Origin of the sequence: Bacillus sp. J33 (assembly GCF_000518885.1) — a bacterium.
Lineage (GTDB): Bacteria > Bacillota > Bacilli > Bacillales > Cytobacillaceae > Cytobacillus.
The window spans coordinates 1-14,161 of sequence record NZ_JAEL01000054.1; the positions used below are offsets into that span (position 1 = coordinate 1).

The following is a 14,161-nucleotide window of genomic DNA, read 5'->3' on the forward strand; positions in this document are numbered from 1 at the left end:
CTCTTTTAATAGTTAGGCTCTTTTCTCATAAATTGTTGTTTTTACTTATAAATTCTGCCCGTTGATTTCCGCTACGGGCACTCAAGCTGTCAGCGGGGAGGAATGAGAGCCTCCTCGGCTTCGCCTGCGGGGTCTCCCACTTCCCTCACTTCCCGCAGGACATTGAATAAGCTTCCCTGNCCTGGCACCGCACGAAGGAAATGCGGTAGCATTTTCGAGGATCAAGTGCCCTCCGCTACAATCAACTCGGTAAGTTAAATTAAGTTTGCAGTTAAAAGCAACAAACTTTACGAAAACAGCCTATCATTTAATTTTGCCTGTTGGCTAACCTTAGTTAGCCCTAAATACAACAAACTTTATGAAAACAGCGAATACTAAAAACAAAAGAAGGAAGCGGCTCTGCAAAGTCGCCCCTTCCTCTTTATTATTATATTTTAGGAAATAAAGAAGCCAAGAATAAATACTGTTGCAAATCCGATTATAGCAATTAATGACTCCATCACAGTCCATGATTTCAGTGTATCTTTTACATCCAGGCCGAAATAGCGGTTTACGAGCCAGAAGCCAGAATCATTTACATGTGAGAAGATTGTTGCACCAGCAGCAATGGAGATTACAATCAGTCCAAGCACCGGTCCTTCCAGTCCCATTGTTTCAATAAGCGGAGCAATCAATCCTGCAGCTGTAACCATGGCTACCGTTGCTGAACCTTGAGCAACACGGACAAAGGTAGCAATCAGGAAGGCAAGCAAGATTGGCGGAAGTGCAGAAGCAGCCATCATGTCTCCCAAAACTTGCCCAACACCTGAATCAATTAGAACCTGCTTGAATACACCGCCAGCACCTGTAACAAGAATAATGATGCCTGCTGGCTCTAATGCTTTCGTTGCAATATCCTGTACTTCCTGGCGTGAATAGCCGCGCTTTGTTCCAAGGGTATAGAACGCCAATAAAGTAGCGATTGTCAAAGCAACAAACGGATGTCCCATGAAGGTAAAAAATGATCTAAGCCCATTACCTTCTTCCAATAGAACGCCAGATACAGTGTTTATTAGAATCAGAACAAGCGGGATAAAGATGATGCTTGCAATTAGCCCAAAGCTTGGAAGCTCTTTGTCATATTCTTTTTCTTCAATTTGCATGTAGTCTGGAACAGTTACATGAATCCTTTTCGCAATATATCTCCCGAATAAAGGACCGGCAATAATCATAGAAGGAATACCGGCAATTACACCGAATAAGATAACCCAGCCCAAGTCTGCCCCAATCAAATCGGCAACAGCGATTGGTCCTGGAGTCGGCGGAATAAAGCTGTGTGTTACAGCTAAACCAGCCAATAGCGGGATCCCATAGTAAAGCAATGATTTCCCTGTTTTCTTTGCCAAGCCATAAATAATCGGTACAAGGATGATGAAACCAACATCAAAGAATACTGGGATTGCTACAATGAAACCTGTAATGCCAAGCGCCCATTGCGCCTTATCTTCACCAAACTTTTTAATCATTGTTTGTGCAAGACGTTCAGCACCGCCGGAAACCTCTAACATACGGCCAAACATGGCACCTAGACCAACAACAACCGCTACGAAACCGAGCGTTCCCCCCATTCCGTTTTGGACGGACTGTATAACATCGCCAAGCGGCATTCCTGCAGCAATACCAACTAGCAAACTCACAAGCAGCAAAGCTACAAAAGCATGAAGCTTAGTTTTCATAACTAAGAATAATAGCAAAAAGATCCCAGCCATAGCTACTAAAATCAACATTGAGCCTGACATTTTATTTCCTCCTTTATATATATCTTTTAAGCGTTTTCATTTCTTATTAAAAAATTTATTTGCGGGAACAGAAAATCCTGCCTTTTCCAGCGTCTTTCCTGTTCCCTTCAAAGTTTATTTCTTTTCTACTGCATGCCCGCCAAATTCATTCCTTAGCGCAGCAACTACCTTCCCGGAGAAAGTATCCTCTTCTAATGAGCGGTAGCGCATCATTAAGGACATGGCAATAACAGGAGCTGCTGTTTGGAGGTCAAGCGCTGTTTCAACAGTCCATTTCCCCTCGCCTGATGAATGCATGACACCTTTTAGGCCGTCCAGCTTTGCATCCTTTGAAAAAGCATTTTCAGTTAATTCCATCAGCCATGAGCGAATCACTGAGCCATTATTCCAAACTTTAGCGACTTTTTCATAATCATAATCAAATGGACTCTTTTCAAGTATTTCAAATCCTTCGGCAATTGCCTGCATCATGCCATACTCAATTCCGTTATGTACCATTTTCAGAAAATGGCCGCTTCCTGTTCTGCCGGCATACATATAACCGTTTTCTACTGTAATATCCTTAAAGATCGGCTCAATTGTTTTGAAAACTTCCTCATCTCCGCCAATCATTGTGCAGGCGCCATTTCGAGCTCCTTCCATTCCCCCGCTTGTTCCGCAGTCAAAGAAATAAATTCCTTTCTCCTGCAGCATTTCAGCTCTGCGCAAAGTTTCTTTATAGTTGGAGTTCCCGCCATCAATCAGGATATCCCCTTCTTCAAGAAGAGAAGATGTTTCCTCGATAACCGCCTCTGTAATATTGCCTGCAGGGACCATCAGCCACAACACGCGCGGCTTTGAAAGACTCCTGACCAACTCTTCAACAGATGAACCCCCCTGAATGCCTTCAGCAGAAATTTTTTCGGTTAAACTGCTATCTTTATCAAATGCTACTACTTCATGGCCATGATCTTTTAGGTTAAGGGATAAGTTGTATCCCATTTTCCCAAGGCCTATCATTCCTACTTGCATAAAAGCCTCCTGGATGAAGAAAATTTTTTTCGTTTGTGATTTCATTATACAAAATATTTTTTCTATTTGCAATCGTTTTCAAAAAAATATTTTTCTTTTATAATAGAATTAGAATTAAGAAAGCGCTTTAAAAACAAATCTTTTACTTCACTTAATAAAAGGCTGTGTTAAATTATAATTTTGATTTTGGCTTCCTGCTGATTGGAGCGCAAGTTGCTAATCCCGCGAAAATGCATTCGCATTTCCTTACGATGAGGTGTTAACTCGGGGAAGCTTATTTAAAGTCCTGCGGGAGAAGCGTATTAACGGGAGACCCCACAGGTGCGAATGCGCCGAGGAGCGTCGGACCGCCCGCGGAAAGCGAGCGCCTGGAGCGGAAATCAACAGGCAAATTTAACAGATCCTAATAAAAAAGTGTTTTTAAAATAACGGAAATTATTTTCAAAAAAATTCATTCTAGGGAGCTGCCCATATGGTTCATGACAATCTGTATTGTTTTGCCCGAATTAAAACTCATTATGCAAAATTCAGTGATAAAGAGAAAAAAATTGCTGATTACATTCTTGAGCATCCCGAAAAAATCGTCCACAGCTCCATCAACCAGCTAGCAGATGATCTGGGGATTGCCGACTCAACAGTATTCCGTTTCTGCAAAAGAATCGGTTTCAAAGGCTATCAGGCTCTTAAAATTGCATTGGCATCTGAAATCGTGACTCCGATTAAAGACATACATGAGACGATTAATGAAGACGATGGGATCCTGACTGTTTCTGAAAAGGTGTTCCGTTCCAATATCAAAACGCTGGAAGATACGCTGCAAATCCTTGGCGGAGGCGCCTTTGAGGAGGCAGTCGATTTAATTTTGAATGCCAATAAGGTAGAATTTGTCGGGAGCGGCGGATCGAGCATTATCGCAATGGATGCATACCATAAATTCATCCGTACGGGAATTACCGTTCTGGCAAACAGCGATTCCCATTTGCAGTTAATGTCTGCCTCCCAGCTTAATGAGAATGATGTTGCTGTCTTTATCTCACATTCCGGAACAACGAAGGATGTCATTCAAGTTCTTAATGTGGCTAAGGAGAATAAAGTGAAGACCATTGCCATTACAAACTTTGCAAAATCACCTCTTAGCCAAAAGGCGGACATATCATTATATACAGTGGCTGAGGAAACAGATTACCGCTCTGAAGCACTTTCTTCCCGGATTGCCCAGCTAAGCATTATTGACGCCCTATATGTGAACGTCATGATGGCAAGAAAAGAAGAAGGCAAAAAAGCACTCCAAAAAATGCGGAATGCTATTTCAGTAAAGAGAATATAAAAAGGCAGGGATTCCCCTGCCTTTTATTTTATAACCTCCTCAATCGGTATTTCGGCGAAAAACTTATATCGCAATACTTTTTCATGAAAAGTTAGAAAATCAGTCACATCATTAGGCACAGCAATACAATGCATTCCTGCCTCTATCGCTGCAATTGACCCATTTACAGAATCTTCAAAGGCTATCGCCTCTTCCGGTTTTACACCCATTTCCTCAAGCGCGTTTATGTATAGGGCGGGATCGGGTTTTACTTTATCAACATCTTCTTTTGTTTTAATCGTCTGAAAATGGTTCTCTAATTGGAATTCTTTTAGATAATGAAGTACCCATTCTCTTCCTGAGCTTGATGCAACACCGAGCTTGAGGCCCTGCTCTGCACACTTTTCGATCAGCTCCTGTATCCCTTCCCTTAAAATTAATACATCTCTTTGACTATGAAAGAATTTTTCTGTTTTCTCCTTTACATCTTCTCGATTAATATGAATGCCAAGCTTTCTGTCAATATAGTCAAAAAGGATATCATCTGTGGTGCCAATGGATTTAGCGAACTCTTCCAGTTTAAGCCGAAATCCGTAATCTTCATGCAAAACCTGTTTAAACACCTTAAACCATAAAGACTCTGTATCTACGATTGTACCGTCAAAATCAAAAATAGCTGCTTTAATCATTTTGCCCCTCCTCATTTTCAATTTCTTACATTATAAGACGCAGCCTGCTAAATAAAGTTTCAAAAAAAGAGCCAAGAAGCAGTCTTTGCTTCCCGTCTTTTCTAGGGTATTTTAAACATTCATATTGGCCAAGTATTCAAAGAACATAATCATCGCATCGTTTAAAGGATCCTCTTCGTGGCTTTCTAATAAGTTTACGTGAAGAGAAGTAATTCCTCCCCTGCATGATAGGAGACATCCTTGAAAATGCAAAAGGATAATGGCTCATTCCGACATACCTTTTTTGGAATGATTCATGTTCAATTAAAGAATAATAAAATAACCACTTGAAATCGACTTTAAAAACGAATATTATATTAATTGTGTTTTTTAAACGTTCGTGTTTATGACGAATCACTTATGGGGGACTTTATATGTTCAAATTAAAAGAAAACAATACAAATGTGAAGACTGAGGTTCTTGCAGGAATCACAACCTTCTTAACAATGGTTTATATAGTTGTTGTAAACCCTGTCATCTTATCTGATGCCGGCGTTCCATTTGAACAGGTTTTTTCAGCGACCATAATTGCAACAGTTGTTGGTACTCTATGGATGGCTTTGTTTGCAAACTATCCAATAGCCATTGCACCTGGTATGGGGCTAAACGCATATTTTGCCTACTCAGTAGTGGGTACGCACGGGGATATTGATTACATTACAGCTTTCTCTGCTGTCTTTATTGCAGGGATTATCTTTATGATCCTATCACTGACCCCTTTTCGGGAAAAGTTAATTATTGCGATTCCGGATAATTTAAAGCATGGAATCACAGCCGGGATTGGATTATTTATAGCATTTATCGGATTGCGCTTAACTGGGCTGATTACAAGCCACCCAACTAATCTTGTTGCGCTTGGAGATCTTCATTCTCCTCAGGCCATTCTTGCACTGGCTGGCCTTGCCGTTACCTTAATTTTGATGACTCTCGGGATAAATGGAGCTTTGTTTTTTGGAATGATCATTACTGGCGTAATTGCCTTCTTCACTGGGCAGCTTTCGTTTGACCAAGGCTTTGTCTCACTTCCGTCCCTTCCAGATGGAATCATTATTTTAAATCCATTTGAAGCAATTGGGGATGTTATCCAGCACAGTTTGTATGCAGTTGTTTTCTCATTCCTGCTTGTCACAATTTTTGATACAACTGGAACAATGATTGGAGTTGCCCAGCAGGCGGGGCTAATGAAAGGCAAAACGATGCCAAGAGCACGAGAGGCTTTATTGTCCGACTCCATTGCTACTTCTGTAGGAGCCATGTTTGGTACAAGCCCGACTTCAGCTTATATTGAATCGTCTACAGGGGTTTCTGCAGGCGGAAGAACCGGATTAACAACATTAACCGTTGCAGGCCTATTCCTTCTCTCTGCTTTCTTCGGCCCTCTTGTAGGTGCTGTATCCGGACTTGCTGCCATTACAGCGCCAGCTTTAATTATCGTTGGAAGCCTTATGATGGGGAGCATCTCTCACATTAAATGGAATGAATTGGACGAAGCGTTCCCTGCATTCCTGATCATCTTAAGCATGCCGCTTACCTCAAGCATAGCTACGGGTATTGCTCTTGGATTTATCGCTTATCCCATCATGAAAGCAGCTAAAGGCAAATGGAGAGAAGTCCATCCGCTTGTGTATTTATTCGCAGTGTTATTCTTTTATCAGCTTGCATTCTTGCCGCATTAATAATTTTTGAAAGCTTGTCCTCCCGGGACATGCTTTTTTGTTTTCGATAACAATGATCTTTAACACAGTCTTGTTTTTTTGTAAGGCTTACTTCTATTTTTTATGCTTGCCCTCATATTTTAGTAGTAATGAAAGGACAAGTTAGGGTGATGGCTTATTTTAGAGAAGCTTATGGCAATTTTATTAGGAAGTTTTTTGATAGGCGTTGGCGTTAATGGATTCCTCATCCCACATCAATTGCTCGATGGCGGCATAATAGGCATTGGGCTGATTCTCCATTATTATTATGAGCTTCCTACAGGGCTGAGCATGATTGCTTTAAGTGTACCATTATATGCCTTTGCCTGGTTTTATGAAAAGAAATACTTTTACTACAGTCTTCACGGTCTTCTCGTTTCATCACTTCTCATTGATGTTCTTTCGAATATGAGAGAACTATTTGAACTCTCTATCCTTTCAAGCGCCATTATAGGGGGATGTCTGGTGGGCTTCGGAATAGGGCTTATGCTGCGCTATGAAACCAGCACCGGGGGAACCGACTTGCTGGCCCAGCTTATGACAAAACTAATGCCTATTAACGTCGGCATTTTAATCTTTACGATCGATGCACTGGTTATTCTAAGCGGTTTGAAAATTATTGGGCTGGAGAAATTTCTTTATTCTTTCATCACCATAACTTTTGTTGGTACAATGACCACAATCACCGTTATTAGAAAGGCTGAAGTAAAATAAAAGCGACAGGCACCAGGTACCTGTCGCTTTTTCGCTATGCTTCTGCTTCAATTTTATTATCCATATCGCTATAGATCGTTCCATCAATTTCACCGGTAATTCGGCTAGTCAGAATGCCAGATGTCATTGCTCCGCTTACGTTTACAGCTGTACGGCCCATATCGATCAGCGGTTCAATCGATATCAGCAAGCCAGCCAATGCAATCGGAAGGTCTAATGCAGACAAAACAAGAATCGCTGCAAATGTTGCTCCGCCCCCTACACCTGCCACACCAAATGAACTGATTGCTACTATTAGAATGACAGAGAAGATAAACCCTGGTGAGAGCGGGTTGATTCCCACTGTCGGCGCAATCATGACTGCCAGCATCGCGGGATAGATACCTGCACATCCGTTCTGGCCGATGGAAAGTCCGAATGAGCCCGCAAAGTTAGCAATCCCCTCAGGGACACCAAGTGATTTTTGCGTTTTTATATTCAAAGGCAATGCGCCTGCACTTGTTCTTGAAGTAAAAGCGAATGTTAAAACAGGAAATGCCTTTTTCATATAAGTGATTGGATTTAAGCCGCTCATAGTCAGAAGCATCAAGTGAATTAAGAACATGATTCCAAGTGCCACATATGAAGCTACAACAAACTTACCCAAATTCAATATGCTGTTAAAATCACTCATTGCGACCGTTTTGGTCATAATTGCCAGAACACCATAAGGAGTTAAGCGCAGAATTAATGTTACTACACGCATAATGATGGCATAAAATGCATCAACAATTTTTGCAAAAAGCTCTGCTTGCTCAGGTGCTTTTCTTCTGACGCCAACATATGCAAGCCCCAAAAATGCTGCAAAGATCACTACTGATATCGTCGATGTTGGACGAGCCCCTGTAAAATCAAGAAATGGGTTTGCCGGAAGCAAATCAAGCATCTGCTGTGGAAAAGTTCTTCCTTCCATACCCTTATAGGTTTCTTCAAGCTGTTCTCCGCGTGCTGTTTCGGCATCGCCTCCGCTAATTTGCACTGCTTCCAAATCGAAGCCGACAGCAGTTGTAATTCCAACTGCAGCAGCGACTGCTGTTGTACCTACTAACAATCCCAGAATCAGCACACTGATCTTCCCAATATTATTCGTTAATTTTAGTTTTGTAAAAGCTGCCAAAATTGAAATGAAAACAAGCGGCATGACAATCATCTGCAGAAACTTCACATAGCCGCCGCCGACTAAATTAAACCAGTCAGCCGATTTGGCAATAATGTCTGAGCCTGCACCATAAATAAGCTGAAGTGCAAATCCAAACAAAACCCCTAACCCAAGTGCCGTGAAAACTCGTTTCGAAAAAGATATATGCTTTTTTTGCATATAAAACAAGCCAGAAATAAGCAATAGCATAATGGCAATATTTAAAACCAAAAGACCTGTAGCCATTGGTATGATCCTCCTCATGAAAAAATATTTTAATAGTATTTTAATAATGTCTAACTATAATACATGTATTCCTATGCGTCAAGTCGGAATTGAAGAGCATTTCTTCAATTCTTCTAATGTGTGTATTAAGTATATTCAATTAGGGTAAAGAACGTTCAAGTATTATTTATTTCTTCTTTGTACATTTACAGCCTAAAGAAAAATGCATGTCGGAATTTGTCCTATATTCAAATATGTTCAGAGCTTCAGTGGGCTATTTCTTTTGAAAAGGACGGTTATTACAATAATGGACTTACTGCTTAACATCCATTTTTTGAGCAGCAGGCAAAAAGTAAATAAAGGAACCCTCATTTATCTGCCTTTGTATCCCAAAAAGAAGCCCTGCATAAATAATTATGCGGGCTTCTTGGTTCTGCACCTATATATTTGTTTGGTTTTTCTGGACGTATTTCTAACATGGCCATCCTCTTTCTAAATCTTATTTTTCGAGAGGAGGTTTGTTTTTACAGAGCATTTTTCCATCGCTGACAATACAGCCGAACGGAACCCCTTATTTTCCAGCTCAGCTACAGCTTCAATCGTTGCCCCTCCTGGAGTGCAAACCTGGTCCTTTAATTCTCCCGGGTGCTTTCCCGTTTCCAGCACCATTTTGGCAGCGCCCAAGACAGCCTGAGCGGCCAGCTGATAAGATTGATCCCTAGGAAGCCCTGCTTTTACACCTCCATCTGCCAGCGCTTCAATAAACATATAAACATAGGCGGGTGAAGAGCCGCTTATGGCTGGAATAGCATCCATCATCTTTTCATCCATTACCGCTGCTCTGCCTATACTTGAAAAAATTTGGACTACTTCATCCAGCTCCTCTGCAGATACTGAAGTATTTGCTGCGAGTACGCTCATTCCTTCCCCAACTAAAGATGGAGTGTTTGGCATAGAACGAATTGCCTTTATTTTTTTGCCAAAGGCTTTTTCCATAAAATCCAGACTAATTCCAGCGGCAATCGTTATGATGATTGCATCTGGCCTTATGCAATCCTTGATTTCATTAATAACAGTGCCATGAAGGTCAGGCTTAATAGCAAGAAATAATATATCTGCTTCTGCCGCAGCCTCTTTATTGGAGAAACTGGTTTGAATATCCAGCCTGTTTTTCACATCCATAAGTCTGTCTTCCGTTTTGGCAGTTGCAATAATCTGTCCAGCAGGAATCAATTTTGATTTTAATATTCCTCCAATGATGGCCTGTGCCATTTTCCCGCAGCCAATAAAACCAATTTTCTTATCCAAATACTTCACATCTCCTTATGTATTGCTTTTGCTATTATACTTTACAAACATTCGCTATAACAAAGGCTCTTTTCTCATAGATTGTTGTTTTTACTCATTAATTTTGCCCGTTGGTTAAACTTAGTTTACTATTGCAGGAACAAAACTTTACGATAACAGCCATAACAAAAAACTTTGTCCTGCATGGGTATGGTTATGCAGAAATGGTACAGGGTAATAGGATAGAAATAGGGAGGCAGTTTGAAAGAAGCTCAATGTATTCGTTCTGCAAAGGGCTTCTCTTTTGCTGTATCTTACTGACAAAAAAAAGCTTGGAGAGATATTTATGTATGATAAAGATCTAAATTTTGATTTCCCTTATAACCCGCTTCCGGAAGACTTCTTTTGCCAGCCTACACTCGTTTTAGCTAAGGCATTATTGGGCTGCCTATTAATAAAAAAAACAGAAGAAGGAATTGCCTCTGGCTATATCGTTGAGACTGAGGCATATATGGGGCCGGAAGACCGGGCAGCACACAGCTTTGGTAACAGGAGGACGAAACGGACTGAAATTATGTTCAGCAAGCCTGGAGTTGCCTATACATATGTCATGCATACCCACTGTTTAGTAAACGTAGTCAGCGGACCAGAAGAAAAACCGGAAGCTATTTTAATAAGGGCGGTCGAGCCAGTTAATGGGCTTGAACTAATGAAGAAACGGAGGAACATGGAGAATCCGAAAAATCTGACCAATGGACCTGGGAAATTAACCAAAGCCTTAGGAATAACAATGGATGACTATGGCCGCCCCTTTTCAGAACCCCCTCTAATGCTCGCAAAAGGGGCTGCTCCACATGAAATCTCCCGGGGGAAGCGGATTGGAATTGAGAACTCAGGAGAGGCCAAAGATTATCCATGGAGATATTGGATTACCGGCAACCCTTATGTTTCGCGTCAAGGAAAGAAAGTTGATATACATAGAAGCACATAAATTTCATTAACTTTTTATGCTGCTGTAAACGGAAAAAGAGAACTCCACATTTCTTTGAAAGATGATAAAAACAAACCGGAAGAGCCGCTCCTCTTTCATTAGGAGAGTACGGCTCTTTCGGTTTAATTATGATTTTTTTCCAGTTTTGACTTATACCTGGATATCAATTGGAACATAAGCATTCCAATTAAGGCAGCAATTAAAATATAAGCACCCGCAAATACCTTAAGCCCTCCTGTTGCCAATCCGCCAATAATAACTGAAAATTCTCCCCTTGAAGTTAATGAGAATCCCGACTTAAGCGATTCTGCTTTAGTTAAGCCATACCATTGTCCGCCAAAATATCCGACAGCAAGCTTATGGATAATCGACCATATAACTATAACTGCCAGAAGACCGAGAGACGGGATTTCTTCCTTGAATTCCAGTGAGAGGCCAAAGTGAAGAAAGAAAAATGGAAGAAAGAGGTTTCTAACCGGCAGAACAACTTCCTCAACTTTATCTTTAACTGCTGTGCCTGCAAGCATGATACCAGCAAGAAAAGCGCCTATTACCTCAGAAAGCCCGAGGAATACTGCAAAACCGCCATAAGTAATTGCAACTCCCAACACCAGAATTAAAAAAGAATCCTCATTGGCAACTTTTTTCATCCAATGCTGAGCCTTATGAAACACAATTCTGCTCATTACAATAGCAATCCCGGCTAAAATGGCAACCTTTATAAAAATTAAAAGGAAATCTGTAATGGAGAAGCTTCCTCCGTTTAAACCAATTAAGACCGTTACAAGGATGGGAGCGACTAGATCTTCAAAAATCAAAAGGGATAGTATATACTCGGAATCTTTGTCTTCAAGGCGATTTTTGCTTTCCAGCAATTTGACGGTAATAGAGGAACTGGTTGCATATACAAGTCCACCTATTAATAGCGATACATAAAAGCTTTGGCCAGCGAGATAAACAATTCCTGTTGTTACCCCAACCCCAAGCAGGACATCCAGCAGCCCAGACCTCCAAACTCTCTTTCCATTTTTCCGCAATTCACGAACTGAAAATTTCTTTCCTAGCAGGAAGAATAGGAGAATTAAGCCGATTTCACCAGCAACTTCAATTACTTTAGTATCGTGAAAATATCCAAAGAAGCCGATTCCTGCCCCTAATATAATATATATAACAATATCGGGAATCCTTAATATTTTTATTCCGATTAATGCAGTTATAAATAAGACAAGAAAGATTATCCCTATTGCAAGAGGCATGTTCATATGCAGTTTATCATCCCTTTTTATATTTTATGGATTACCATTACCCCTTTCCTCCTAAATTCACTCCTGTAAGATAGGACCAGTCTGATGTCCCGTCAAGTGTCTTCCGATAAAATTCGACAGGTACCTGGTACCTAAAGGAATTTGTCGATAAAAAAACAAGCTATTTCACTGGACTTTTTTCATTTAAGCGTTTATTTTACAATAAAAAGGCAATATTCTTTGTATGAGATAACAATTAACAAAACGGAATGGGATGGTGTTACGATGGCAGATAAGAAGAATATGAAAGTTCCTAGCAAAGAATTAAATATTGGTGCGAATGTATCATTAAACGGCCTGGTAACAGCTGTTTTTGATAATATGGTTCATGTTCAGATTGGTGCTAAAATAGTTACAGTTCATGTGAAAGATCTATACTCTGGACTTAATCAGTCTTTATTGAAGAATCAGCAGGCATAACATCCACCATCTCTATAAGAATATACAGGAGGAGCAAATCATGAACTGCTCCTCCTTTTTTTGGCTCTGTTAAATTTGCCTGTTGATTGCCACGGGGCACTCAAGCGTTCAGCGGGAGAACCCGACGCTCCTCAGTTCATTCGCAACTGCGGACTTTGAATAAGCTTCCCCGAATGCACACCGCGTCGTAAGAAAATGCGTATGCATTTTCGCGGGATTATCATCTTCCGCTCCACTCAACAGGGTGCTAGAATCAACAATAAGCTATAACACAGCCTTGTTTTTTATACCGGCTGGACTTGACCGGCCTGAGCTTCAGAAAACTGATAGTCTCCGAGTATTTGATACGCGGTAAGTTTTTGACATGCTATTGAAGAAATGGCAGCTTCTGATGCTTTTACAATCACAGCATTATCTGAAGAACAGCCTAAGAATTCGAAACCATTTGGAAGTTCAAGGCTGTGTGTATCCCCTAGAAGAGCCCAAACCGGCATTACTGCCTCTTCCCCTTTAGCTTTTCCTTCTTCAAAAACATCCGGAAAATCATTCGCATCAAGATGGATCAAGTCTTCTACAATCGCACTTGCTGTTGGAAACATGCCCGCTCCCGGGCCTTGAAGACTAATATTCCCTACAATATCCGCATCTATGGAAACGGCATTTTGAACACCCTCAACTCTATACAAAGGATGCGATTCCCCAACAAGGACTGGTTTAACTTCACATCGAACAGCGTCCTTGTTCCACTCCAGCGAAGCCACATGTTTAAACCTTAGACCAAGGGATGAGGCAATATCGATTTGTTCTGAAGTGATATCCGTAATTCCTAATCTAGTCGATCTCCCCCAATCCGGTCCCTTGCCAAAAACGAGTTCACTCAGAACAACCGCCTTATAAAAAGCATCATACCCTTCAATATCATTTTCAGGGTCGGCTTCTGCATAGCCTTTTTCCTGAGCAATTTTCAAAGCAGCTTCAAATGAAAGCCTCTCCTCACGCATACTGGTTAAAATAAAATTTGAGGTGCCATTTAAGATTCCTTCAATTCTTTCAACTTTATTTGCGTTGAGCAGCCTCTTAAGGGTCTGGATAATCGGAATTCCGCCTCCTACTGTCGCTTCAAAGCCCAAAGAGACATTATGCTTTTTGGCCAATGTTTTTAATTCGCTTCCATGATGGGCAAACATTTCTTTGTTGGCCGTAATCACATGACAGCCTCTTAATATAGCCTGGCGCATATATGTATAGCCCGGCTCCTTGCCAACGATCGCATCAATTACCACATCAAGCTTGGGAAGATCTATTATCTTTTGAAAATCATCAGTCAAAAGAACTTCCTTTTCTGGCAAGGCATGCTTTTCAATATTCTTTACAAGAATTGCAGTGACCTTTACCTCTTTTCCGGTTATTGCCTGAAGCCGCTCCTGATGTTTGTTTATAGTTTCATAGACACCTTTTCCTACTGTTCCAAATCCCAAAAGGCCAACTGTTATCACTGACATATTTGCATTCCCCCTGCTTTGTAA

The 14,161-nt window shown here is 40.9% G+C and carries 12 protein-coding genes; 5 read left to right on the plus strand and 7 right to left on the minus strand.

Going from position 1 to position 14,161, the window contains the following annotated elements; all coding sequences use genetic code 11:
• Positions 1-434 precede the first annotated feature (434 nt).
• On the minus strand, positions 435-1,778 hold the full coding sequence (locus tag L634_RS0115620) for a GntP family permease (protein ID WP_026583247.1): 1,344 nt from the start codon (positions 1,776-1,778) through the stop codon (positions 435-437).
• A 114-nt stretch (positions 1,779-1,892) separates the two neighbouring features.
• Positions 1,893-2,789, minus strand: a complete 897-nt coding sequence (gnd, locus tag L634_RS0115625) for a phosphogluconate dehydrogenase (NAD(+)-dependent, decarboxylating) (protein ID WP_026583248.1) — start codon at positions 2,787-2,789, stop codon at positions 1,893-1,895.
• A gap of 472 nt (positions 2,790-3,261) precedes the next feature.
• On the opposite strand from gnd, the gene L634_RS0115630 reads away from it, so the two are divergent.
• The gene (locus L634_RS0115630; protein ID WP_026583249.1) at positions 3,262-4,116 is read left to right on the plus strand and encodes a MurR/RpiR family transcriptional regulator; all 855 of its coding nucleotides are present in this window, start codon (positions 3,262-3,264) and stop codon (positions 4,114-4,116) included.
• Between the two features lie 23 nt (positions 4,117-4,139).
• Here the strand turns inward: L634_RS0115630 and L634_RS0115635 are convergent, their stop codons facing one another.
• Positions 4,140-4,784, minus strand: coding sequence for an HAD family hydrolase (locus L634_RS0115635; protein WP_034262768.1), 645 nt, complete (start codon positions 4,782-4,784; stop codon positions 4,140-4,142).
• A gap of 413 nt (positions 4,785-5,197) precedes the next feature.
• On the opposite strand from L634_RS0115635, the gene L634_RS0115640 reads away from it, so the two are divergent.
• Complete coding sequence (locus tag L634_RS0115640) at positions 5,198-6,499, plus strand: NCS2 family permease (RefSeq protein WP_026583251.1); 1,302 nt, start codon at positions 5,198-5,200, stop codon at positions 6,497-6,499.
• Positions 6,500-6,670: 171 nt separating this feature from the next.
• Entirely contained in the window at positions 6,671-7,231 is a 561-nt protein-coding gene (locus L634_RS0115645) for a YitT family protein (protein WP_232233780.1), read from the plus strand.
• A gap of 34 nt (positions 7,232-7,265) precedes the next feature.
• Here the strand turns inward: L634_RS0115645 and L634_RS0115650 are convergent, their stop codons facing one another.
• Both L634_RS0115650 and proC read right to left on the minus strand, forming a co-directional pair.
• The gene (locus L634_RS0115650; RefSeq protein ID WP_026583253.1) at positions 7,266-8,654 is read right to left on the minus strand and encodes an L-cystine transporter; all 1,389 of its coding nucleotides are present in this window, start codon (positions 8,652-8,654) and stop codon (positions 7,266-7,268) included.
• 471 nt (positions 8,655-9,125) lie between these two features.
• Positions 9,126-9,941 carry a pyrroline-5-carboxylate reductase gene (gene proC / locus L634_RS0115660; protein ID WP_026583254.1) on the minus strand — a complete coding sequence of 272 codons (816 nt, stop codon included), beginning with the start codon at positions 9,939-9,941 and terminating at the stop codon, positions 9,126-9,128.
• A gap of 325 nt (positions 9,942-10,266) precedes the next feature.
• Between proC and L634_RS31260 the strand changes: the two genes are divergently transcribed.
• Positions 10,267-10,911: a DNA-3-methyladenine glycosylase gene (locus L634_RS31260; protein WP_051428354.1), complete on the plus strand. Its 645-nt coding sequence runs from the start codon at positions 10,267-10,269 to the stop codon at positions 10,909-10,911.
• A 122-nt stretch (positions 10,912-11,033) separates the two neighbouring features.
• Here L634_RS31260 and L634_RS0115670 read toward each other — a convergent pair whose 3' ends face one another.
• Positions 11,034-12,173, minus strand: a complete 1,140-nt coding sequence (locus L634_RS0115670; RefSeq protein ID WP_026583255.1) for a cation:proton antiporter — start codon at positions 12,171-12,173, stop codon at positions 11,034-11,036.
• A 222-nt stretch (positions 12,174-12,395) separates the two neighbouring features.
• On the opposite strand from L634_RS0115670, the gene L634_RS0115675 reads away from it, so the two are divergent.
• Positions 12,396-12,635, plus strand: coding sequence for a hypothetical protein (locus L634_RS0115675; protein ID WP_232233781.1), 240 nt, complete (start codon positions 12,396-12,398; stop codon positions 12,633-12,635).
• 284 nt (positions 12,636-12,919) lie between these two features.
• On the opposite strand, the gene L634_RS0115680 is transcribed toward L634_RS0115675, so the two are convergent.
• The gene (locus L634_RS0115680; RefSeq protein WP_026583257.1) at positions 12,920-14,137 is read right to left on the minus strand and encodes a homoserine dehydrogenase; all 1,218 of its coding nucleotides are present in this window, start codon (positions 14,135-14,137) and stop codon (positions 12,920-12,922) included.
• Positions 14,138-14,161: the final 24 nt, after the last annotated feature.

What these genes read in the sequence shown, in the direction of transcription:
- L634_RS0115635 (WP_034262768.1), bottom strand. Translation starts at nt 4,784, where the DNA reads ATGATTAAAGCAGCTATTTTTGATTTTGACGGTACAATCGTAGATACA.
- gnd (WP_026583248.1), bottom strand. Translation starts at nt 2,789, where the DNA reads ATGCAAGTAGGAATGATAGGCCTTGGGAAAATGGGATACAACTTATCC.
- L634_RS0115620 (WP_026583247.1), bottom strand. Translation starts at nt 1,778, where the DNA reads ATGTCAGGCTCAATGTTGATTTTAGTAGCTATGGCTGGGATCTTTTTG.
- L634_RS0115680 (WP_026583257.1), bottom strand. Translation starts at nt 14,137, where the DNA reads ATGTCAGTGATAACAGTTGGCCTTTTGGGATTTGGAACAGTAGGAAAA.
- L634_RS0115630 (WP_026583249.1), top strand. Translation starts at nt 3,262, where the DNA reads ATGGTTCATGACAATCTGTATTGTTTTGCCCGAATTAAAACTCATTAT.
- L634_RS0115650 (WP_026583253.1), bottom strand. Translation starts at nt 8,654, where the DNA reads ATGGCTACAGGTCTTTTGGTTTTAAATATTGCCATTATGCTATTGCTT.
- L634_RS0115640 (WP_026583251.1), top strand. Translation starts at nt 5,198, where the DNA reads ATGTTCAAATTAAAAGAAAACAATACAAATGTGAAGACTGAGGTTCTT.
- L634_RS0115645 (WP_232233780.1), top strand. Translation starts at nt 6,671, where the DNA reads ATGGCAATTTTATTAGGAAGTTTTTTGATAGGCGTTGGCGTTAATGGA.
- L634_RS0115670 (WP_026583255.1), bottom strand. Translation starts at nt 12,173, where the DNA reads ATGAACATGCCTCTTGCAATAGGGATAATCTTTCTTGTCTTATTTATA.
- L634_RS31260 (WP_051428354.1), top strand. Translation starts at nt 10,267, where the DNA reads ATGTATGATAAAGATCTAAATTTTGATTTCCCTTATAACCCGCTTCCG.